This window comes from Actinokineospora baliensis (assembly GCF_016907695.1).
GTDB classification, from domain to species: Bacteria; Actinomycetota; Actinomycetes; order Mycobacteriales; family Pseudonocardiaceae; genus Actinokineospora; species Actinokineospora baliensis.
On the sequence record NZ_JAFBCK010000001.1, the window covers coordinates 4210313 to 4232723 of the forward strand.

11 protein-coding genes are annotated in these 22411 nt (G+C 69.6%); 8 read left to right on the top strand and 3 right to left on the bottom strand.

Annotated features, from left to right (window positions below; genetic code table 11):
* Nucleotides 1–75: 75 nt before the first annotated feature.
* Nucleotides 76–3507, bottom strand: coding sequence for an FG-GAP-like repeat-containing protein (locus tag JOD54_RS35650; RefSeq protein ID WP_204451903.1), 3432 nt, complete (start codon nucleotides 3505–3507; stop codon nucleotides 76–78).
* A 529-nt stretch (nucleotides 3508–4036) separates the two neighbouring features.
* Here JOD54_RS35650 and JOD54_RS19510 point away from each other — a divergent pair.
* The 3 genes from JOD54_RS19510 to JOD54_RS19520 are packed head-to-tail and all read left to right on the top strand — an operon-like array spanning nucleotide 4037 to nucleotide 11927.
* Complete coding sequence (locus JOD54_RS19510; RefSeq protein WP_204451904.1) at nucleotides 4037–10933, top strand: RHS repeat-associated core domain-containing protein; 6897 nt, start codon at nucleotides 4037–4039, stop codon at nucleotides 10931–10933.
* Nucleotides 10930–11394 (top strand): CDI toxin immunity protein, encoded by a 465-nt coding sequence (locus tag JOD54_RS19515; protein WP_204451905.1) that lies wholly within the window; start codon nucleotides 10930–10932, stop codon nucleotides 11392–11394. The genes JOD54_RS19510 and JOD54_RS19515 overlap by 4 nt, the downstream gene beginning before the upstream one ends.
* Entirely contained in the window at nucleotides 11391–11927 is a 537-nt protein-coding gene (locus tag JOD54_RS19520) for a hypothetical protein (RefSeq protein ID WP_204451906.1), read from the top strand. Before JOD54_RS19515 ends, JOD54_RS19520 begins: the two co-directional genes overlap by 4 nt.
* Here the strand turns inward: JOD54_RS19520 and JOD54_RS19525 are convergent.
* Nucleotides 11910–12383: a GNAT family N-acetyltransferase gene (locus JOD54_RS19525; protein WP_204451907.1), complete on the bottom strand. Its 474-nt coding sequence runs from the start codon at nucleotides 12381–12383 to the stop codon at nucleotides 11910–11912. The genes JOD54_RS19520 and JOD54_RS19525 overlap by 18 nt on opposite strands.
* A 53-nt stretch (nucleotides 12384–12436) precedes the next feature.
* On the opposite strand from JOD54_RS19525, the gene JOD54_RS19530 reads away from it, so the two are divergent.
* Complete coding sequence (locus JOD54_RS19530) at nucleotides 12437–15574, top strand: toll/interleukin-1 receptor domain-containing protein (protein ID WP_204451908.1); 3138 nt, start codon at nucleotides 12437–12439, stop codon at nucleotides 15572–15574.
* Nucleotides 15574–16428 carry a macro domain-containing protein gene (locus JOD54_RS19535; protein WP_204451909.1) on the top strand — a complete coding sequence of 285 codons (855 nt, stop codon included), beginning with the start codon at nucleotides 15574–15576 and terminating at the stop codon, nucleotides 16426–16428. Before JOD54_RS19530 ends, JOD54_RS19535 begins: the two co-directional genes overlap by 1 nt.
* Here the strand turns inward: JOD54_RS19535 and JOD54_RS19540 are convergent.
* Nucleotides 16402–17226 (bottom strand): helix-turn-helix domain-containing protein, encoded by an 825-nt coding sequence (locus JOD54_RS19540; protein WP_204451910.1) that lies wholly within the window; start codon nucleotides 17224–17226, stop codon nucleotides 16402–16404. The genes JOD54_RS19535 and JOD54_RS19540 overlap by 27 nt on opposite strands.
* 613 nt (nucleotides 17227–17839) lie before the next feature.
* Here JOD54_RS19540 and JOD54_RS19545 point away from each other — a divergent pair.
* From JOD54_RS19545 to JOD54_RS35155, 3 genes are all read left to right on the top strand, one after another.
* The gene (locus JOD54_RS19545; protein WP_204451911.1) at nucleotides 17840–18691 is read left to right on the top strand and encodes a helix-turn-helix domain-containing protein; all 852 of its coding nucleotides are present in this window, start codon (nucleotides 17840–17842) and stop codon (nucleotides 18689–18691) included.
* 20 nt (nucleotides 18692–18711) lie between these two features.
* Nucleotides 18712–18888, top strand: a complete 177-nt coding sequence (locus tag JOD54_RS19550) for a DUF397 domain-containing protein (protein WP_204451912.1) — start codon at nucleotides 18712–18714, stop codon at nucleotides 18886–18888.
* 385 nt (nucleotides 18889–19273) lie between these two features.
* Nucleotides 19274–22399 carry a hypothetical protein gene (locus JOD54_RS35155; protein ID WP_204451913.1) on the top strand — a complete coding sequence of 1042 codons (3126 nt, stop codon included), beginning with the start codon at nucleotides 19274–19276 and terminating at the stop codon, nucleotides 22397–22399.
* The last annotated feature ends 12 nt before the right edge of the window (nucleotides 22400–22411 follow it).

The window sequence follows — 22411 nt, forward strand, 5'->3', positions numbered from 1 at the left end:
CTGTTCCCGGCCGCCGCCCCGATGCCCATGGCGTTGACACCACAGCATCGGGGCAGGGCCATGAACCCGGAAGGGTTACCAGCCGGTCGCGGTGACGACGCCGGTGCCGTTGGACCAGCTGCCTGCGCCGTCGGTGGTGAAGCGCTTGACCGTGCCGGGGGTGAAGCGGGTGAGCAGCGAGGTGTGCGTGGAGCCCGGCCAGCGCGCGAAGCCGAAGAAGGTTGTCCCGTTGAAGCCCGCGCCCACCGTGACCCCCGCCCCGTTGCCGGTACCCGTGTTGTCGCCCGGGTACATCCGCAGGGTGTTGGTGGGGATGTAGCGGGTCACGATGTCCTGGTGGCCGTCCCCGTTGAAGTCGACGATGCCCCACGGGGTGAGGTCGGCGCTCCAGCCGTTGCCGATTTGGGTCGAGGGCGCGAAGCCGCCGGTGAGGTCGCCCGGGTAGACCAGAAGCGTGCCGCTGGAGTTGGTGGCGATGACGTCGAAGTGGCCGTCGCGGTTCCAGTCGGTGACGCCGTACGGGGTGTAGCCGCACCACCCGACGCCGACCTGGACGGGCAGGGCGAACCCGGTCGGCGAGCCCCGGTACACGAGCTCGGCGCAGGTGTTGTCGTCGCGGGCGATGAGGTCGGGGTAGCCGTCGTGGTCCCAGTCGGCGATGCCGAACGGGGTCAGCCACTGCCAGCCCGCGGAGCCGACCTGCTTGGGGGCGCCGAGGATGCCGGACTGCTGCGGTTGGAACAGCAGCAGCTGACCGGTTGGGGTGCCGGCGTAGACGTCGGTCTGGTCCTGCCCGGTGTCGGAGTTGTGCCACCGGATGGCACCGAACGACCGCAGGTTCGCGCTCGCGGGCGGTAGCACCGTTCCCGCGGCGCTCGGCGCGGCGAAGGTGTGCGCGCTGGACCCGGCACCGAAGGACGCCGCTCCCGTGCCGGTGATCGCCCACAGGTCGGTGTTGGTGTCGTTGGTGGCGTCGTTGCTGACGATGAACGGCGCCGAGGCTGCGGTCAGCGCCGTGCTCGCCGACCGGGCGACGGTGGTGGTCGAGTCGACGAACCAGTTGGTGTCCCAGCAGTCCACGACGCAGTTCGTCCGGTGCAGCACGACCTGGCCGGTCGCGTTGTCCCGTACCACCAGAGCGGGTTTGCCCTGGTGCTGGGTGCCCGCGATGGTCTTGGTCGACCAGTCGGTGCTCGAGTCGAGGACGACCGCGGGCTGGTAGCCGCCCGGGTAGGGGGAGTGCTCGAACCACCACAGCTGGTGCTGCCCGCCGACGGCCACCACGGCGATCAGGTCGGGGAACGCCGACCCGCCGCTCTGGTCGCTGCCCTGCGGCAGGTGGCCGATCGCGGTGAGCTGGCTCGGCGCGGTCATCAGGTCGGCGAAGTCGGGGGTGGCGAACCGGTCGCCGCCCAGGGAGAACACCCGGTCCGTGGTCGGGACCAGCGGCGTCCCGTCGCCGGAGTTGAGGTAGAACTTGGTGATCCCGTTGGCCGCCGTCGCGATCACGTCCTGCATGCCGGTGCCGCCGAACTGCCCGGTCGCCACGACCACCCCGGTCCAGTCCTGCGGGCTCTCGGTCATGTCCAACCGGCCGCGGATGCCGAGGTTGGTCGACACGCCGACGCCCCCCGCTCCGTTGCCTGGGCTCAGCCACAGGCCCGCCGCCGTTCCCCCGGTTCCGCCGGGGGTGAGGATGTCGGCCTTGCCGTCGCCGTTGAGGTCGCCTTCCCGGTCCGGGGTGGTGGGCGCGGTGGCGATGACGTGGTGCACGGCGATCGGGCTGGGTGTCCCGGCGGCGGTGATGGCCTGCACGGTGAGGGTGTTGGTGCCCGCCCTGGTGGGGGTGATCGTGCCGGTCCAGGAGCCGTTGGTGGCGGGGACGTTCATCCCGGTGCCGCCGTTGAGCTGGTACCGGTACCAGGCAGGCTGGGTCGCCCCGGCCACCGGCGCGAACGTGAAGGTCCCGGCAGTGCGCACGGGCTTGCCCGCTGTCCCGTCGGGGTAGTCGGTCGAGGTGACCAGCGGTTGGGCGGGCACGCTCAGGTCGAGGGTGAACCGGCACTCCTGCGACCACCCCGAGGTGAGCGCGCCGTCGGTGACCCGGGTGGTCCACCGGTAGCTGCCCTGCGGCAGCGTGTTCTGGGGGAGCACGGTCGTCGCCCAGTCACCGGTGTTGACGGTGACCTGGCGCTGCGTGCCGCCGATGGCCGGATCGGGGTTCTGGTCGGCGACGGGCTTGATCGAGAACGTCGCGGTGAGCGCCTTGGTGATGTTGTCCGACGCGCGCAGCGTCTGCACCCCGAGGTAGAGGTCGGTCTTGCCGATCACCGGGTACGGGGCGGTCGTCGTGCAGGGGACGACCGGGGAGGTGGACGGGGTCACCGGCGTGGCCGGGGTGACGTCCCACGTGACCACGAGGCTGGCGTTGTTCTGGGTGAACTTCTTCCACCCGGCGCTGGAGGTCCCCTCGTCGACGGCGCGCAGCCCGAAGGTGATGACACCGGTTCGGTTGGTGACCGCCGACTGGACCTGCGTGGTGACGCTGTTGCCGAAGGTGCCCGTACAGGTGGCCTTCTGCGCCACGGTGCTCAGGATGGCGGGCTTGGTGTTCCAGTTGGTGCTCGGCGAGATCGCCCCGGTCCGGTCCAGCGCGACCTGGGAGTTGCAGTCGTAGGAGTACTGCGGGACGAAGTTGACCTCCGCGGAGAGGATGGTCGCGCCGTAGAGCGGGGTGATGCCCCACTGGAAGTAGGAGCGGGTGATGTCGATGCCCTTGCAGGTGCTGTACCCGAAGCCGCAGTAGCCGATCTGCGCGGGCCCGGTCTGGTGCCAGCCCGCGTAGGTGGGCTTACCGCTCTCCACCTCGGTCCAGTCCGCGGTCGCGCCCCAGCTGTTCGGCACGAACGTCGGGTCGATCATGACCGGGTAGGTGGTGGCCGGGTCCGCCAGCAGCGCGGGGTCGGGGACCAGGTCGTACCCGTCCGCGTTGGCCACCACCGAGACCGGTGCGACGCGCGCGAGGTCACCCGGTTCGGCCGCGGTGGAGGCCTTCGCGGCGGACTTGGTGCCCTTGGCCGAATCCCACATGGTCGCCGGTGGCGTGGTGTAGACGGCGCGGCCGCTGGCGTCGGCCGCCGTCAGCCTGCCGTCGGGGGACGAGGTCAGGGTCAGGCCGGGGGAGTCGATCGACACCCGCAGCCGCGCCACGGCCGGGTTCGCCGCCGCGGCCCGGGTCTTGACCACGAGCGTGTGCGCGAAGTCGCCCTGCTCGCTGACCGACGCGACGAGGTCGACCCCGGGCAGCACCTCCGGGTAGGTGGCCGTGTTGCCCACCACCGTCGGCGCGGTGAGGGCGACCGGGAAGGTGAACGCCAGGCTCTGCCCGCGGTTCGCGATCGTCGCCAGCGGGCCGGGACCACCGCCGGACAGGGTCACCGAGGCGGCCGCGGCCTTCGGGCGGTACGCGCCGTCACCACCGCGGTGGAGTGTCGCGTCGAGGTTCACCCATTTGCCATCGCGTTTTGTGCGGACCGGTCGTAACGATGTCGTTTTTGTCAGCGTGCCATTGGGGTTGGCGATTGTCTGACTTGTCGAATCGGTTGCCGCGGTGGCCACGACCGGTTGTCCGCTCAATCGGGCACGGGTCAAGGCTGAAATCAGCGCCACTTCCCCCTGGCTCGCCGCCTGTCCGGTCTGTTCGGTCGCCGCGGCGGCCGGTGGAATGCTCAGCAGGGCCATGACCAGGGAGAATGCGAAGATGAAAGGTAGTGGCGATCTGCGTCGCCACCGCCGGGCTGTTCTGTGCAACGGGTGTTCCTTCGCAGGCAGGGATGTCGCGAGCGCGGCGAATATATGCGCTGTGGTGTCCTGGAAATAGCGCTGTCCGGGTGAGATCAATGTGACGTGCGTCGTGGCTGTCGGCCATTGTCTTCGCCGCCGGATATGGCAGAGTTCACGCCGGTCTGCCGGGCGTCCGCGTTCCCGGCACCTGGGGAGTGAGGCTGGTGTGGGCGGGTTGACCTTCTCTGTGCGTGTGCTGATCCCGGTACTGGTCACCTCGACCGCGCTCTCCGGGGTCGCCGCGCTGCCGGGCTCCGCGAGCGGCGAGCCCTCGCCGGGTTCGTACACCAGGTCGGTCACCGGTGGCGCGCCCATCGCCTCGACTCCGCCGCGCTTGGCCGACGCGGCGGGCAAGTCCGCCGCCGCACCGGCCACGTCCTGGCCCACAACGACCTCGGCGTCGATCGCACTCGCGAAACCGCTCACCGACGGCCGCGATCGCACAGCAGGCTCGCGCACCCGCGTGTACGCCCCGGGAACGCCCGTGTGGGCGGCCACCGACACCGCAGGCGCCACCCCAGGAGCCGTCGACGTCCGAGTCCTCGGCCGTGACCTGGCGGCGAAAGCCGGAGTCGACGGAGTGCTCGTCGCGGTCACCCCCACGACCGCCGTCAAGGACGCGGTGACCATCGGCGTCGACTACTCCGGCTTCGACTCGGCCGCGGGCGGCGGCTTCGGTGCCCGTCTGCGGCTCGTCGGACTCCCCGACTGCGTGCTCACCACGCCCGACCGCCCGGCCTGTCGGGCGCAGAGTCCGCTGGCCCACACCAACGAGGCGGCCTCCAAGTCGGTGACCACCACGGTTGGCAAGCCCGCGGTCTTCGCCCTGACCAGCGGTGCGTCGTCGTCCTCCGGCGCGGGCTCGTTCACCGCCACCTCCCTGAGTCCGGAGGGTTCCTGGACCGGAGGCACCCAGAGCGGCTCGTTCACCTACCAGTACCCGGTCCCCGTTCCGCCCGCCGCCTCGACCCTGATCCCGACGGTCTCCTTGTCCTACGACTCCGGTTCGGTGGACGGCAAGACCGCCGCGACCCAGTCCCAGGCGTCCTGGGTCGGCGACGGCTGGTCCTCGCCGTCGTCGTTCATCGAGCGCACGTACACCTCGTGTTCGTCCTCGCCGGGCGGCTCGCCGTCCTCTGTGTCCACAGAGGACCGCTGCTACACCGGCGAGATCCTCACCATGTCGCTCAAGGGCGCCACCACCTCGCTGATCTGGGACGCCGCCCAGGGCGTCTATGTCTCCGCCTCCGAGCCGGGCACCGTCGTCACCCGGGTGACCGGCAGCGGCAACGGTTCGGGGACCTACAACACCGAGTACTGGAAGGTGACCGACCAGACCGGAACCGTGTTCCTGTTCGGCCGCAACCAACTCCCCGGCTGGACGGCGGGCAAGCCGACCACCAACTCCGTCGACAGCACACCGGTCTTCTCCTCCCACCCCGGCGATCCCTGTTACAACGCCGCCGGGTTCGCGTCGTCGGTGTGCACCATGGGGTACCGCTGGAACCTCGACTACGTGGTCGACGTGCACCAGAACGCGATGTCCTACTACTACAAGCAAGACACCAACTACTACGGCCAGAACAACGGCGCCGCGAACGTCCCCTACATCCGCGACAGCCACCTGGACCGGATCGACTACGGCTTCACCGACGGCAACGCCTACGGCACCGTCCCGAACCAGGTCCTGTTCACCACCGGCGACCGCTGCCTGACCGGCACCTGCGCCCCGCTCTCGGCCGCCACCGCCGCGAACTGGCCCGACGTCCCGTTCGACCTCAACTGCGCATCAGGCGCCACCTGCGGCCCGAAGGCGCCGTCGTTCTGGTCGACCGTCCGGCTGACCACGATCTCGACGCGCCAGTACGACACCGCCACCGCGCAGTACCGCCCGGTTGACTCGTTCGCGCTCACCCAAACACTCCCGGCGACCGGCGACACCACCCCGGCGACCCTGTGGCTCTCGGGCATCACCCGCACCGCCCAGGACACGACCGGCGGCGGCTCGACGACCCCGATCACCCTGCCCACCGTGACCTTCGCCGGTCAGGCCTACCCGAACCGGGTCGACGACCCCAACGACGGCCTGGTCCCGTTCACCCGGTACCGGATCAGCGGCATCACCACCCAGACCGGCGCGAGCTTCGGTGTCTCCTACACCCCGATCAGCGACTGCACCTGGCCCGTGTCCACGACGCCGTCGGCCAACGGCTCGCGGTGCTTCCCGGTCAAGTGGACGCCGCCTGGCTACAGCACCCCGCAGAACGACTGGTTCCACAAGTACGCCGTCGCTGCGGTCAGTCAGTCCGACAACACCGGCGGCGTCACCTCCGAACGCCTGCTGACCAGCTACACCTACACCGGCCCCGCCTGGCACTACGACGACAACGAGCTCGTCAAAGCCGCCGACCGCACCTGGGGCCAATGGCGCGGCTACCAGAAGGTCCAGGTCCGCACCGGCCAGGTCGGCCAACCCCAGACCCTCGCGGAAACCGTCTACTACCAAGGCATGCACGGCGACACGCTGCCCTCGGGCACCCGGTCGGTGACCCTCACCGACTCCCAGGGCGGTGCTCACGTCGACGACCCGCGGTTCGCGGGCCAGCCCCTGGAGAGCACCACCTACCTCGGCGACGGCGGCCCCGTCGAGTCCTCCACCATCTCGTCGTACTGGGTGTCCGTGCCCAGGGCCACCCGCACCCGCACGGGCCTGCCCGCCTTGACGGCCACCCACACCGGAACGACCGAAACCTGGACGCGCCAAGCCATCTACTCCGGCGCGACACCGACCTGGCGCGTCACCCAGACAGATCAGACCTACGACCCGGTGACCGGCCTGCTGGTATTCACCCACGACCACGGCGACGTCTCCCGCACCGACCAGGCCACCTGCACCTCCGTGACCTACGCCCCCGCCAACACGGCACTCAACATCGTCGGACTCGTCGCCGAGACCGACGTCATCGCCAAGCCGTGCGGCGGTGTCGCCCCCACGACGTCGGCCCCGACCCCGGCCCAGGTCAACGCCCTCGCCGCGCCCACAGGGGTCGTGCGGCCCGATGACGTCATCAGCAACACGCGGAACTTCTACGACAACCCGGTTCTCGCCCAGACATGGCCACAGCCCGCCACCCCGACCTGGCCGCAAGCCTTGCCCACCAGGGGTGATCTCTCTGTGGTGCGCGCGGCCGCAGGCTACAGCGGGGGAGTGCCCGCCTACCAGACCACCACAGCAACGGTCCACGACTTCTACGGGCGCCCGACCGAGTCGTACGACGGCCGCGGCGGCAAGCTCACCACCGCGTACACGATGGTCGGCGGGCTGACCACCGGGACGCTCGCGACCAACGCGCTCGGCCACACCGTGTCCTCGACCGTGCGCCCGGCCCGGGGACTTCCCGTTGAGGGCAAGGACGTCAACAACGTCACGACCACGACCCAGTACGACCCGCTCGGGCGCGTGACCGGGGTGTGGACCGCCAACCGCCCCACGACCGCGCTCGCGACGGCGAAGTTCAGCTACGCGCTCTCCCAGACGGCCCCTTCGGTGGTGACCTCGTCCAAGCTGACCAACGAGGAGACCTACCAGACCCAGTACGCCATCTACGACTCGCTGCTGCGGGAACGGCAGACCCAGTCGCCCACTCCGCAGGGCGGTCGGTTGCTGACCAACACCTTCTACGACTCCCACGGCTGGGTCGTGAAGCGCAACGCCCCGTACTGGGACTCGTCGTCCACTCCGAACGGAACCCTGGTCGGCTTCCCCGACAACCAGATCCTCAGCCAGCAGCGCTACACCTTCGACGGCCTCGGTCGCCCCGTGGTCGCGGTGTCCCAGCGCGCCGCGGTCGACGTCGAGAAGACCACCACGGTCTACGGCGGCGACCGGGTGACCACCATCCCGTCGACCGGCGGTGTCGTCAACGCCTCGGTCACCGACGCGCTCGGCCGACCTGTCGCTACCGACCAGTACACCACCGCGCCTGCGGTGACCTTGCCGCCCAACACTTTCTCCAGCCGTCCGACCGTGGCGGGTGGCACCAAGCAGACCACCCAGTTCACCTACAACCGACTGGGTCGACCGCACCAGAAGATCGATCCCGCGGGCAACACCTGGACCACCGGCTACAACCTTCTCGGCCAGGTCGTGTCGTCCGCCGACCCGGACAGCGGCACGCTTACATCGACCTATGACACCGGTGGAAACCTCAGCTCCAGCACCGATGCGCGTGGTGCGACCGTCAGCTACGCCTATGACGTCTTCAACCGCAGGACCGCGCAGTACGACGGGCCCACGTCCGCGTCCCCGTTGTTGGCGTCGTGGGAGTACGACGGCGGCCCGGGTGGTCTCCCCTTCGCTAAGGGAAGACTGACCTCGTCAACGTCCTATGTGAACAGCAACGCGTACACCACGAAGACCACCACCGGCTTCACCGTCTTCGGCTCGCGTCTCGACACCACGGTGGTCATCCCCACCAGTGAGGGCGCGCTCGGCACCACGTACAAGTTCACGCACAAGTACAACGCCACGCTCGGCAGGCCGACCTACGACCTGCTCCCGGCGGGCGGCGGTCTGCCCCAGGAGAACCTGGCCTACTCCTACACCAACATGGAGTTGTTGTCCGGTCTCGGCAGCCAGGTCGCCGGGTACGCCAGTGGCACCGGGTACGACGCCTACAGTCGACCGACCTATGTGGACATCACGCCCACCGGCAACATCGGCGACCTGACCTTCAGCTACGACGACCACACCGGCGCGCTGACCCAGCGCACGTACGCCAACAACACCGGCATCATCGACAAGGCCGAGTACGCCTACGACCTCGCCGGGAACCTCACGCGGGAGAAGTCGACCCGCAACAACACGACCACCGAGACCCAGTGCTACCGCTACGACAGCCTGGCCCGCCTCAGCCAGGCCTGGACCGCGACAGATCTGTGCGCCGCGGACCCGTCGACCAACGGCGGCGCCACCGTCGGCAATCCGTTGGGCGCGGCATCGACGTACTGGACCAACTGGGCGTTCAACGCCGTCGGTGACCGCACTTCCCAGATCCAGCAGGGCCTTTCCGGCGCCGCCGACACCACGACCACCTACTCCTACCCGGCGGGCGGTGCGGTCCGGCCGCACGGCCTCACCGGCACCGCGACCACCGGCCCCGGCGGCACCAGCTCCACCAGCTACGGCTACGACGCGACCGGCAACACCACCAGCCGCGCCCTCCCGTCGGGCAACCAGACCCTCACCTGGGACACCAGCGGCCGCCTCGACACCGTCACCACCACCGCAGGCGCCACCAGGTACGTCTACGACGCCGACGGCAACCAGCTGATCCGCCGCGACCCCGGCAAGACGACGCTGTACCTGCCGTTCCAGGAACTCGTCCTCGACACCGCCACGAACGCGGTCGCCGGCACCAGGTTCTACGCGCTGCCCGCGGGCGGCCAGGCGGTGCGGACCGGGTCGGGCACCAACTACCGGTTCGAGCTCACCGACCGCCACGGCACCGGCACCCTGTCGCTCAACAACACCGGGCAGACGCCGACCTGGCGCCAGTCCACGCCTTTCGGCGAGGCGCGGGGTCCGCAACCGCCGTGGGTCACCCAACACGGCTTCCTGAACAAGCCGGTCAACCCCGGCACCGGCCTCACCGACATCGGCGCCCGCAAGTACGACGCTTCGCTGGGCCGCTTCCTTTCCGTCGACCCGGTCCTCGACGTCGGCGACCCTCAATCGTGGACCGGTTACGCCTACGTCAACAACAACCCGACCTCGGCCAGCGACCCGTCCGGCCTGATCGCCGACTACGACAACATCGGTCTCGAGTACACGACTTCTACTCTGACCAACCAGAACGCTGCCGCTGTCGTCCACGACGACGTCGTCTCCGGCCGCAACAAGGAGCGCACCAAGCAGCCCAAGATCGCGGGCGTCATCGTCCCGACGTTCGACGAGCTGCGCAAACGCATCCGCGGCCACAACTACAACGACGGCGAGTACCTGCGCGCGGTCGCCGACTGGGCCAAGAACATGTGCGGCGGTGGCGGGTTCACCGGCGGCCCGGAGGATTTCTGCCGGGAGGTTCACAACGCGGGCTTGCTCGAAGTAGACCGCGAGGTGCTCCTCTCGCTGCTCCCCGGCTACGGCGTGTACAAGTGCGTCACCGGGGACACCTCGTCCTGCTACACGATGTGGCTCGACTTCGTCCCCTTCGGCAAGCTCGCGGGCAAGGTCGGCAAACGGATCGACGGCTTCGTCGGCACCGCGGCCAAGTCCGCCGCCGAGACCGCCACGGAGTCGGCCACCACCCGAGTCCTCACCAAGGGCCTCTGCCACAGCTTCGTCGCGGGCACCCGCGTCCTCATGGCCGACGGCACCACCAAACCCATCGAAGAAGTCCAGGTCGGCGACGTCGTAGCCAACTCCACCCCCGGCACCGACACCCTCGAACCCCACCCCGTCACTGACCTGCACGTCACCGACAAAGACACCCGCTTCGTCACCATCACCGCCACAACCCCCACAACCACCGGCGACATCGTCGTCACCGAACACCACCTGTTCTTCGACCCCACCACCGCCACCTGGCTCCGCGCCGACGACCTGACCCCCGGCACCACCCTCCAGTCCCCGGGCCAAGACGCCAAAGTCGCCGCCACCCGCGAGCACGCGATGGCCGCCCGCACCTACGACCTGACCATCGCCGACGTCCACACGTACTATGTGCTCGCCGGTAGTTCTCCCGTCCTGGTCCACAACGCAAACCCTTGCAAGGAGGTCGTTCTTGAATCGGCGGGTACCTTCGAACGGGCGCGGAACAGGGCGTTGGAGCTGATGGGGGAGATCGACCCCGCCACCCGCGAGGTCTACCACGGCCGCTTGGCCAGTGCGCCAAGTACGTACGGCAACGCGGTCGGGTTCACCACCCGGGTCAACGGCGAGTTCAAGCGCATGAGGCTGGACTACGACCCGGTGAAGGGCCCGCACATCAACGTTGAGGTCGGCAAGGGGGATTCCGCCCAGAAGTGGGCCATCCCCTGGGACGGCACCGAGGCGGACTTCGCCCGAATCCTAGGCGGCAACCAGTGACGATCGAAACGGCCTACGGGACGCGCCCCGCCTCCCTACCTCGCTCCCTGGTCCGCCTCACCCGGGCCGACAACGGCCTCCTCTGGGTGGGCCGCGCCGGAGTGGAGTTGCTGGACTTCGCCCAGCACCACCGCTACCAGACCGAAAGCCTCGACCGCTTCCCCCACCACCGCGACGGCACCATCGACTGGGCTGCTGTGGACCCCGAACTGGTCCTGGGCAAGGCAACCACCGACTTCGACACCGCGATGCCCCAGTGGCTGGACATCCTGGGCGACCACGTGGTGATCATCTGGAGCCTGGTCGTGGTCCCCACCGTGCTGATGGCGGCAGACCTCTTCGCTCAGTCCCTCTCCGAAATCAGCGCCACTTCCGCCGAGTTCTGGATCTATTCGCCCGACACCGGTGTCCTGGTCGAAAACACCTTCGCGGGCCAGTTGACCGCCGCACGCGTGCCGTGAGCGTCCCGCCGTTCGAAGGCACGTACCTCGTCGCCACCGGGGCGGGCATGTGCGGCCTGTGGCAGCCGGAGCGGTTCGAGGACGTGTCGGACCTGGGCACCTGGGAGGATGTGGTCTCGGACGTCGATGTGCTGCAACGGCACATCGGTGAGGGATCCTTCGTGCCGCTCAACGTAGGCGGAGACGGCTCCTTCCAGATCGTCGTCCGTGAAGGCGCCAGAAGCGTGCGGGAGGAGAGGTACACCGTCGTGTCCTCCGACCCGTACCTGCTGATCTCCCGAGGAACCCTGTCCTTGGGCGGCCTCGAGAACATCGGCCCGTATGTCGGCGGGTCCCACGAGATCCCCATTCGTGCCGGTCGCTACGCGGTGCGCGTCCACCTGGTTGACTGGGAAGCAGAACCGGGTTCTACCACTCCCACGGCAGGCCCACTGCCGGACTTCGTCGTGGAGATCCACCCGGAGTACGGGACCGAGGACGACTACCGCAAAAGCATCTTCACCTTCGACAAGCCTTCACTTTCGGACCAGTAGGTACTCCACCTGTGCCAACGGCTGGCCGTCCCCGAAGTCGCGGGTTCGGGAAGCTCCTGTCTCCACGAAGCCGCACTTCCTATAGAACCGCCGAGACTGCTCCGTGTTCCGCAGCGTCCACAGGTGCACCCGCTCCACCCCCGCGACCGTCCCCGCCATAAGAGCCGACGCCACGCCAGAGCCCCACCCGTCCGGATGCCCATAGAAGCTCAGGATCTCCAAGAACCCTTCGCGTTCTGCTGACGGAATCGTGTAAGAGAACGCCAGCAGCCGTCCGTCCGCTAGGGCGGCCACCAGCCCGTCCAAGGCCCGCTGGCGCTCCCGTCGGTCCCTAACCCCTGCCTCCGCGAACGCTGGGGCGAACAGGGGTGCGTACACGGCCTCCCAGGACGCGGCGTGGACTTCGCCGATGGCGGGGACGTCGTCGGGGCGGGCGGGGCGTACTTCGAACTTCATACCTTCACGCTAAACCCGGCCACTGACAGCGCACTCTGGAAGAATCACCCGATGTGGCCACGCGGGTGTTCATCTCCTACGCGCAAGAGTCGGACGCGCACCGGGAGGCTGTGCGTGAACTGTGGGTCTACCTGCGCGAGAACGGGATCGACGCCAAGTTCGACCAGGCTGCGGCCGAGACGCGGCAGGATTGGGCGTTGTGGATGGGGGATCAGGTCCGCGCCGCCGATGTTGTGCTGTGCGTGGCCTCTGAGCAGTACCGCAAGCGCGCTGAGGGGCGGGAATCGCCGGAGGTGGGGCGGGGTGTGCAGTGGGAGGCCCGGCTCATCCGCGACGCCTTCCACGCTGCGCAGGACAACCTCACGCGGTTCGTCCCCGTGGTCGTCAAGGGCCAGACGCGTGACGGGGTGCCCGACTTTCTGGCCCCCTCGACGACGACCGTCTATCACGTGGACACGCCGCAAGGCGCCGACAGGCTCTTACGCTTCCTGCTAGACCGCCCTGCGATCGTCGAGCCACCGCTAGGGCCTCCGCGCCTGGAGTACGACGCCTATAGCCCGGACTTGGCTGCCGCGATCGACGGTAGTCCCGTAGGCACCGTGACTGACGTAGTCGTCTGGCTTCCCCACGACGCCACGACGGCCAAACCACCGCGCTTAGCCGACGGCCGTCTGCTCGCCGCTATCCCCGGTGTCCGCGTCTCCCACCGATTACGGGGGATCGAGCGCCCCGCCACCCCGCCGTTGCCCGGTCCGCTCAAGGTCCTGACCACTGACCTGGAGTCCGACCTGCCCGTCCAGGTCCGCGTGCTCGAGGTCCCCTCCCTCGACGAGATCACCCACGCCCTGCGCGCCGACCAGTTCCACGTTGTCCAGCTCTCCGGTCAAGCTTCACCCGAAGGTGTGGAGTTGGCGGATGAAGACGGCACCCCGGTCTTCGTCCCGGCCCGACAGCTTGTCGACGCCCTTCGCTCGGGGGAGCGGCCCCTCCCCTTGATCGTGGTCACCAGCGTGGACCTCGCGGTCACCCTGATCCGCCTAGGTGCCGATCGCGTTGTCGCCACCACGAACCCAGCCCTTGACCTCTATGAGGCGTTGTCCAACGGCGCCACAACCGCCCAGGCCCTGCGCGACGAGCAGGCGATCCTCTTACGCTGTGGCGCCGACCTACCTCTCGTCGATCCAAGCCTTCCCGCTGAACCTCTATCGCACATAACGCTTCCCAGCACTGGCATAGGCGTCCGCGAGCTGCCTATAGGCAGGCTGATTGGACGCCGCGACGTTGCCCGCACCGCAATGGCGGTCATCCGTGGCACCGACCGAGACCAGTACGGCGATCTGGCAGGCGTCGTCATCACCGGCGTAGGCGGTATAGGCAAGACCGCGGTGGCGGGCCGGATCCTCGCGCGCGCCCGCGAACACGGCTGGCGGATCGTGGTCCACGAGGGCGCCTGGAACCCCACCCGACTCATCACCGAGATCGCCGGACCCAACGGCGACCTCGACGCCGTGTGCGAGCACCTGCGGACCAGCCGATTAGTGGTCCTGTTCGACGACTTCGAGCAGAACCTCACGCCCGACGGTCAGTTCCGCGACAACGGCTTCGCCGCCCTCTTCGGCCAACTGTGCCAGGCTGCCCACGCCGCCACGATCCTCGTCACCTCCCGCTACCCGTTCCCCAACGAGGACCTACTCCACCGCATCGACCTCCCGCCTCTTACCCCCGTCGAGCAAGCACGCCTCTACCTGCGCCTGCCAGCATTACGCGACCTCTCCGCGGAAGACCGCCGCACTGTCACCTACACCCTCGGCGGCCACCCCAGGCTCATCGAGTTCCTAGACGTACTCCTCCGCCAACGCGCCGACCTCCGCCACATCACGGCCAAGCTCCGCGCGCTGGCCAAGGAAGAGGGCCTAGACCCCAAGGCCACGCGAGACCTCACATCGGGCATCACCGACGCCATCCGCCTAGGCAGCCGCGACATCCTGCTGAGCGCCCTGCTGACCCACCTCACGGAAGCCCAAGCCGACCTAGCGCTGCAGTTGAGCCTCTATAGGGCGTCCACCACCCGCGCGGACCTGGCTTTCACCCACGAGTCGCCCACCCTGGACGTCGACATCGCGCGCCTACGCGACCTGACCCTGATCAGCACCACCGGCGACGAACACCTCATGCACGCCTGGGTCGCCCAGTCCATCCGCCTGCACCTCACGCCCAAGCAGCGCGAAGTCCGCCAGAGCAGTGGGTTCGCGATGCGCTCCGCCCGGGTGGAGGCGGGCACCGCGCGCGTCGAAGACAAGATCGAGATCGTGCGGCACCTGGCGAACCTGGGCTGGTACGGGGTGGCGGAGACCCTGGCGGTGCGGTTCACCCAGGAGCTGCCCGGCCACCTGGTCGCCCGCGCGGCGTTCCTCGCCGAGGTGGTGCCGCTGTTCCCGGTCACCGCCGTCGAGGGGGTGCGCATGCTCTCCCTGGAGTGCATCGTGGCTCGGGCCTGCGGGATGGTGTCAGCGGACAAGGTCCAGCGCACCCACGATGCCGCGTTGCGCCTCGCGACCGCGCACCCGGACGAGGAGACGTTGTGGTTGCTGGTCACCGCCCACGATCTCTTAGGCCAAGAGGCTCAGGCCAACTTCGCCCACGGGATCGCCTATAGCCACTACACCGAGGCGCTCCGGATCACCCAGGAGTTGGCGGACGCGCTGCCGGAGCGGCTGGACTTCCGGCGGGGTGTGGTGGCGGGTCACCTCCGGTTGGGCGCGATCGTGTTCGGCCCGGATCACGCCGAGACCAGGGCTGAGCACCTTGCCGCGGCCGTGGACGCCGCCGAGGCCCTCCACGACCTCAACCCCGACGATCCGGGCGCGGTGCGGGGCCTGCTGGTCGTCTACAGCGCGGTGGGAGACTTCCTCCTCGAACAGGACGAGGTCGAGGAGGCGGGGGAGTTCTACGCGACCTGCCTGCGGTGTGCGGATCTGCTCACCGGGCCTGAAGCTCTGCACGACCGCGTGGTCGTCCACCGGAAGCTCAGCGGCCTCGCTGCCTCTCAGGGAGATAAGAGGATCGCCGGTCACCACCTAGGCGAAGCCGCTCGGCACATGGAGAAGTTGCTCGCCCTAGACCCGGAGAACGTCCAGTACGCGAAGAGCCTGGTTGAACTCCACACCGCTCTCTTAGACACGGAGACCTGATGGCCCTAAGAGCCCACGCGGTCCGATTGGCGCTGGGCACGCGTCGCGGTCTTACCCTGTTCGCGGGCAGCGCCCTCGCCACCTTCGGTGTCGTCGGCGGCTCACTACAGGTCTACGACGTCCTTACGCCTCAGCCCAGCTACCACCCGGTGGTCATCATCGTGCTGTTGGCGGTTCTCCCCGTCACGGTCGGTCTGGTCCGCGCGTGGCCGCGCAGGACGCTGTCGCGCGATCTGGGCCGCCCCGACACCACCATCACGATCACCGTCGGCGACCTCTTCGACCAAGACACCCACCTGGTCATCGGCTACACCGACACCTTCGACACGGACACTGTCGACACCCGGGTCGTCCACCCCAGCAGCATCCAAGCCCAGTTCCAGCGCCGCTACCACCCTGACCTGGCCGCGCTCGACGACGCCCTCGCCCAGGCCCTGCCCGCCTCGACGCCAGACCCGGCCAAGACCGTCGGCAAGTCCCACCGCCACCCGATCGGCACTGTCGTTGTTCTGGACGCAGGCAAGCACCGCGCGTTCTGCCTCGCCTATGCCCGGCTCGGCGAGGACCTGGTCGCCCGCGCGACCGTAGACGGCATCTGGACCAGCCTGTCGACGCTGTGGGATGCGGTCTATAGGCACGCCCACCGCGAACCGGTCTCCATTGCTGTTATTGGATCTGATCTCGCCCGCGTCGACACCCTCGACCGCGCCAGCCTCATCCGGCTCATCGTGCTGTCCTACGTGGCCCGCTCCCGCACCAGCGTCGTCACCCGCGAGCTGCGGATCGTCATCCACCCCACCGACGTGGACAAGGTGGACATGCTGGAGCTAGCGGCCTTCCTCGCCACCGTCTGAGCAGGCTGATCCGGTCACCACCGGGTCGGCCAGCGCCGCCAGCAGGTCGCGGCTGCGGTCGGCGGACACGCAGGTGCCGATCAGCTTGTCCGCCAGCACCGTGTACCGGTCGATCGTGCGCTGGTTCTCCAGGAACAGCGCGGACTCGCCCAGGTCCAGGTGCACCAGGCTGCCCTGCTCGGCCACGGTGACCAGCCGGAACGGGATGTCGTGGCTGAGCACGGTGTGCGGCACGACCTGGATGGTCACCGTCCGCCTGGTCGACTCCCAGAACAGGTGCCTGGCCTGCTCCTGGATCACCCGGGGCGGGAGTCCGCCCGGCGTCAGCGATTCGCGGGTCACCACGAAGTGCCAGTTCGGTTGGGTTGGCTGGTCGAAGACGTGCCTGCGCGCGGTCGTGCCCATCGCCTCGGCGTACTCGTCGGTCTGCAGCGGGGCGGGCAGGACACCGGGGGTGAACGACAGGATCGTGGCGGCCTGCGTCTCCAGCTCGTCCAGGGTGTGGGCGAGCAGCGACGAGTCGCGGCCGTCGTGCCACCACTCCTCGCGCCGCGCGTCGGCGTTGAGCGCCAGGTAGTCCTGCCGCTGCGCCCGAGTGGCCACCCCGCAGGTGAACAGCAGCAGGCCCAGCTCCGGGTTGGGGATGCCGCGCTGCCCGTTGAGGAAGCGCGACAGGTCCGAGCGGTGCCAGTTCAGGCGTTCGGCGATGTCGCGGTGGGCGATGCCGGTGCTGTCGATGAGGTGCCGCAGGCGCCTGCCGAGCAGCCAGGAGCGCAGGGAGGGGATGCGGGAGGTCACGGTCGCCTTTCTGTGGGGGTGGCCCGGCCGGTCCGCGCGGGTCGAGGTCGCGGACCGGCCGGGTGGCGCCTGCCGTCGGGGCATGACGGCGGTGGGGCACCGGGATCCGGCACGCGGGCGGGGAGGAGGCGCCCGCGTGCCGGGGTTCAACTCGCCTCTGGCCGGTCATCCAGGGCGGGGTCGAGGGCGGAGAAGGTCAGTGCCGCGTCCCGGAGCGCGGCCCGCAATCTGCCTACACGAAGTGGGTCCAGCAGCCAAGGCCCCGGGGCGGACGAGGTGACGACCACCCCGGCGGGCGCGATCTCCACCGTGATCGAGGCCCGGTGCCCCGACCGGTCCCGGCACGGGATCGACCAGGTGCCCGGCCGCCGGTGCCACCCCCACTTGGCCAGCGCGCCGAACAGGGTGCCCCCGCGTCGCCCCCGGGCGCCTGGGTCGTAGTGTTGGTCACTATCATCCGGCTTGCAGGTCCAATATCGAGCCACGACGGGCATGCACCACCTCACCCGGGGAATTGTTGGTGAAGGAGACGGTACGTGGAGTACGTACGCCAAGGAAATACCTCGATCGTGTGACTGGTGTACGTACGCGGACAACGGGGAGACTGTCGGCCATGAACGACACCGATGACCTGACCCCAGGCTCGCTAGTCCGCCGCTGGCGGTTGGGCAAGCAGCTCCGGGAGTTGCGCGAAGCCGCGGCCAAGACCCAGGACGAAGCCGCCGACTACCTGGGCGTCAAGCGGCCCACAATCAGCCGGATCGAGAACGGCAGGCACGCCATCCTGCCGAAGAACGTGCGGTTCCTCTGCCAGCTCTACCAAATCGGCGCCCCGCAGGTGGACACCCTGATCCGCCAGGCCCAGGAGTCCAACGAACGCGGCTGGTGGGTCAGCCACAGCGACACCATGCCCGACTGGCACGAGACCTACGTGGGTTTCGAAGCCGACGCCAAGGCGATCTGCGTCTACGAGTCCGAACTGGTCTACGGCCTGCTCCAAGTCCCCAGCTACACCCGCGCCGTCCGCTCCGCTTTCGTTGACCACGTTGACGAACTGGCGTTGGCCAAGTCGATCGCCTTCCGGCAGGAGCGCCAGAGGCACCTGGACAGCAAGCACCCGGAACTGCGCATCATCCTCAACGAAACAGTCGTCCGTCGGCCTGTCGGGGACATGCGGGAGCAGTTGCTGCACCTGCTCAAGGCCTCGGAGTGGCCCTACCTCACGCTGCAGATTCTCCCCTTCGCGGCAGGTCCGCACCCCGGCATGACCAACCCCTTCTCCCTACTGACCCTGCCGGACGAGTCGTCCCCGAACTTCGTGTACCTGGAGCACGCCGACGGCGCCATCTACCTGGAACGACCGGCTGATCTCACGCTCTACGCCGCGAACTTCGAGCGCATGTCCGAGCAGGCACTATCACCCGAGGAGACGCGGGCCTTCTTGGCTAGCCTGGTCGACGGCTAGTCCAACAGGGAGGTCAAGAGATGAAGCAGGTCAGGTGGCGCAAGAGTTCTTACAGCGGTGGCAATAACGGACAGTGTGTGGAGCTAGCGCACACCCTCACCGAACTCCGCGACAGCAAGAACCCAACCGGTCCAGCCCTCATTGGGCGGATCGACGCCCTGATCGCCGCCGTCAAGAATGGACCCCTGGGCCACTGACCCAGGGACGGCTCAGGCCCCCGCCCCGTTCCGGGGCGGGGGCCTACCCCTTCCTCGGCGACCACGTGCCCGAGCGCAGCCTCCGGCCTCGAGCCCGCTTGCCGTGGTGGCTCCTCTGCCTTGCCGCTCTCATGCCCTCGGGGCAATCACCCGGTACCCCGCCGCTCTGTCGCACCTCCGGCCCGGAGCCCGCTCGTCCTGGCGGCCTGCACTGCTCGCCGCCGTCGTGCTGCCGGGGTAATCACCAGGCGGTCCCTGCCCTCGCGAACACCAGACCTGCCCATGTTCCCCGAGTCTTCGTCCAGGTTGATGCCGTGCCCGGTTTCCGGTGAACCATCCGCCCACCCCCACCCGTGTGGTGGGTGGGAACGGAAAGGAGACCGTCGTGGCGATCACGGTGGAGCGAACGGGCAACGCGCTGGTGCTGCGCGAGCCGGGGTCCGACGAGCAGGCCGCGGCGATCGCGGGCGCTCTGCCCGAGGAACGGCACCGGACCGCTGTCGTGGTCGGCGCGTCGGCGTGGCCCGCGCTCGCCCGCCTCGACCCCTGGCTCGTCGCGGACCTGGACGAGCAGGTGGACACCGGGGTGCGGCTGCTGGCCGCCCACGCCTCCACCATGACCGCGGGCGAGGTGTCCCTGGCCCGCCGCCTCGCCGACCGCCTCGGCGTCGAGGTCGTGGCCCCCGACGGTGACCTCTACACCCTGGCCGACGGCCACACCTTCGCCTCAGGCCTCGGCTGGGTCGCCCACGGCGCAGGCTCCGACCGTCGGCCTATAGGCCACCGATTCCCCGAACCCTGGTGGCAGGGCTACCTCCCCGCGGGCCACGAACAGATCCCACTAGGCATCTGGGTCCGCACCCCCGGCGGCCCGGCCCGCGAAGACGACCCCCTCCGCTGGATTCAGCCCGACCCCGAACGCCCCACCGTCGTCGTGGGCGCGCCCGGCGAACAACCCCCCACTCCCGCGGCGGTGGTCGAGGTCCTCGACGCCTTCCCCCAAGACATGCGCGGCCGCGTAGTGCTGGCCTGTTACGGCAGTGACATCGCCCAAGCCGTGGCCCGCGAACGCGGCGCCGCCGTCCGAGCCCTGCACGGGCTCCCCAGCACCCACGGCCTCGTCCACCTCGACACCGACGGCCACTTCGCCTGGTACCCCTTCGCCGTGGAGAGCGTCTACCGCCCCGGCTGCGCCCCCGTCCTGGACCGCTGGGTCGCGCCCATGCCGTCGCTGGCCATGTTCGCCCCCGCCCGCTACCGCCTCACCTCCGGCTGGTCCCTCGACGTCCTGGCCCGCGGCCTCCTGGCCCGCCCCGACACCCTCCAGGTCGACCCGGCCCTGCTGACCCCCACCGGCCCCACTCCCGAACTCCTCCTTGCCTGCGGCGCGACCGTCCCCGCGGCGGTGCTGGCCGCCCTCACCGAGGTCCTCGACCAACTCCCCGACTCCACCAAGTCCGCCCTCACCGTCGTCCCCACCACCCCCGGCGCCACCCTCGCCGCCCGAACCCTCACCGCCCACCTGTCCGACACCCCCCGCCCCACGGCGGCCCCGTGGCCCGAAGACCACACCCAGCGCATCGCCGCCACCGACATCTGGGGCTCAGCCCCGTTGCCGCGGGTCACCGCCGGATCCAGCCTCCTCACCCCCGATTCCTTCCCCTACGACGAAGAACCCCCCGCCCCCGCGGCGCTACCCCGCACCACCGGCACCCCCCTCACCACCCCACCCGGAGTTGCCCCCTCAACACCCCCCACCCCAGCGACAGCCACCGAGTCCGCCTCACCCAGCACCACCCCAACCCCCTCGACCGCCGCCGCCCCACGCTCACACCCGCCCGCGCCGCAGCTCAAGCCAACCAGCGTCGCGACCGCAGCCGTACCGCTGGTGCCCGCCCAGATCCTGCCTGCTGAGGTGCCCGCCGAGCCCGCCGCTCCTTCGGCGTCGCCCGAGCCGACCCTCTGGCCAACCGATGTCGCGACCGCAGCCGTACCGCCATCGCCCGCCCAGATCCTGCCCGTTGAGGTGCCCGCCGAGCCCGCCGCTCCTTCGGCGTCGCCCGAGCCGACCCTCTGGCCAACCGATGTCGCGACCACAGCCGCACCGCCATCGCCCGCCGTGGTCCTGCTGGCCGATGCGCCCGCTGCCGCCGTGGCGGCGCCGCTCCGGCCGACTGGTGTCGCGACGGCGGCCGCGTTGCCGTTGGCTGCGGGGGTTCCGCTCGCTGATGTGCCCGCTGCTCCTTCGGCGGCCCCCGTGCCCGAGTCGGGGCTTCCGCCGACCGGTGTCTCGACGGCGGCCGCGCTGCCGTTGCCCTCGGCTGAGCCCGCTGCGCCTGTGCCGCCGCTTCCGCTGGCGGTCGCCTTGAGCGTGGCCGCGCCGCCGTTGGTCGTTGAGGGTCTGCTCGCAGGGGTGTCGGCTGAGTCTGCTGCGCCTTCGGTGGCGCCCCCGTCCGGGGCGCCACTTCGGCCGACTGGTGTCTCGATGGCAGCCGCGCTGCCGTTGGGTGCTGAGGTTCCGCTCGCTGATGTGCCGGATGGGCCCGCTGCGCCGTTGGCGACGGAGGTGGCCGAGGGCGGGCCGGACGGGGTGTCTTCAGCGTTGTCCGCAGGGGCATCTGCTTCCCTTCCTGGTGTCGCCTCTTCGGTCGCCGAGACACCCCTTGTCGCCCCGCTGCCGTTGTCTGATGCTGCCTCCTCGTTGCCGTCCGCGCAGCCGGGTTCGGTTCGGCCGCCGGTATCGATTCCCTTGCCGCTCTCGGGGGCGTCGGTGTCGGTGCCTGTGGCGGTTGCCCCCGCTTCTCCGGTCCCGACGCCGCCTGCCGCGCGCACGCTCCCGCCTCTCGCGGGTGCGCTTGCCCCGCAGAGTTTCCCGGCGAGTGCCCCCGCGGACGCCCGCAGTACTGAGGCGCAGCGGCGGGCGGTGCGGGCTGCCTTGGGCACGAAGTACGACTCGGCTACCCGCGCCGTGGTCCAGTTGCTGGCGGAACGCCCGGGGTTGCGGGCTTCCGGTGATCACGCCGCGCTGTTGACGGAGCTCGCGGTGGTTCGGGTGTTCGCCGAGGAGCCCGGCGCGTATGACGCGGCGTTCCACACGTGCCTGACGTCGGGGTTGCGCAGGTTGCCGACCATGCGGGGCGTGGTGGTCACCGGTTCGCAGCGGGTGAACCACCAGGAGGGCGCCCGGTTCAGCCTGACGGGCCCGATGCTCGCCGTCGCCGCGGTGGGGGCCGCGGTGCCGGGGGACACGGAGTTGCTGATCTGGACGACCACCGCCCGCAGGCTCGAAGGCCTGCTCGACGCCGACCGCCGCAATGACGTCGTCCTAGCCGCTCACACCTCCCTCCGCGTCCTCGCCGTCGAGGACAACCGGCTTCTGCTGGCAGAAGAGGGCGCACCCACCGAACGAGCCCTCACGAACCTCCGCGCCGCGGCGACCGCCCGGGCCGCCGTCGACATTCCGCACAACCCCAACGCCGCGCGCTGGTTCGGCGCGCTCCCCGCCGCCTGACCGGAGCCCGCC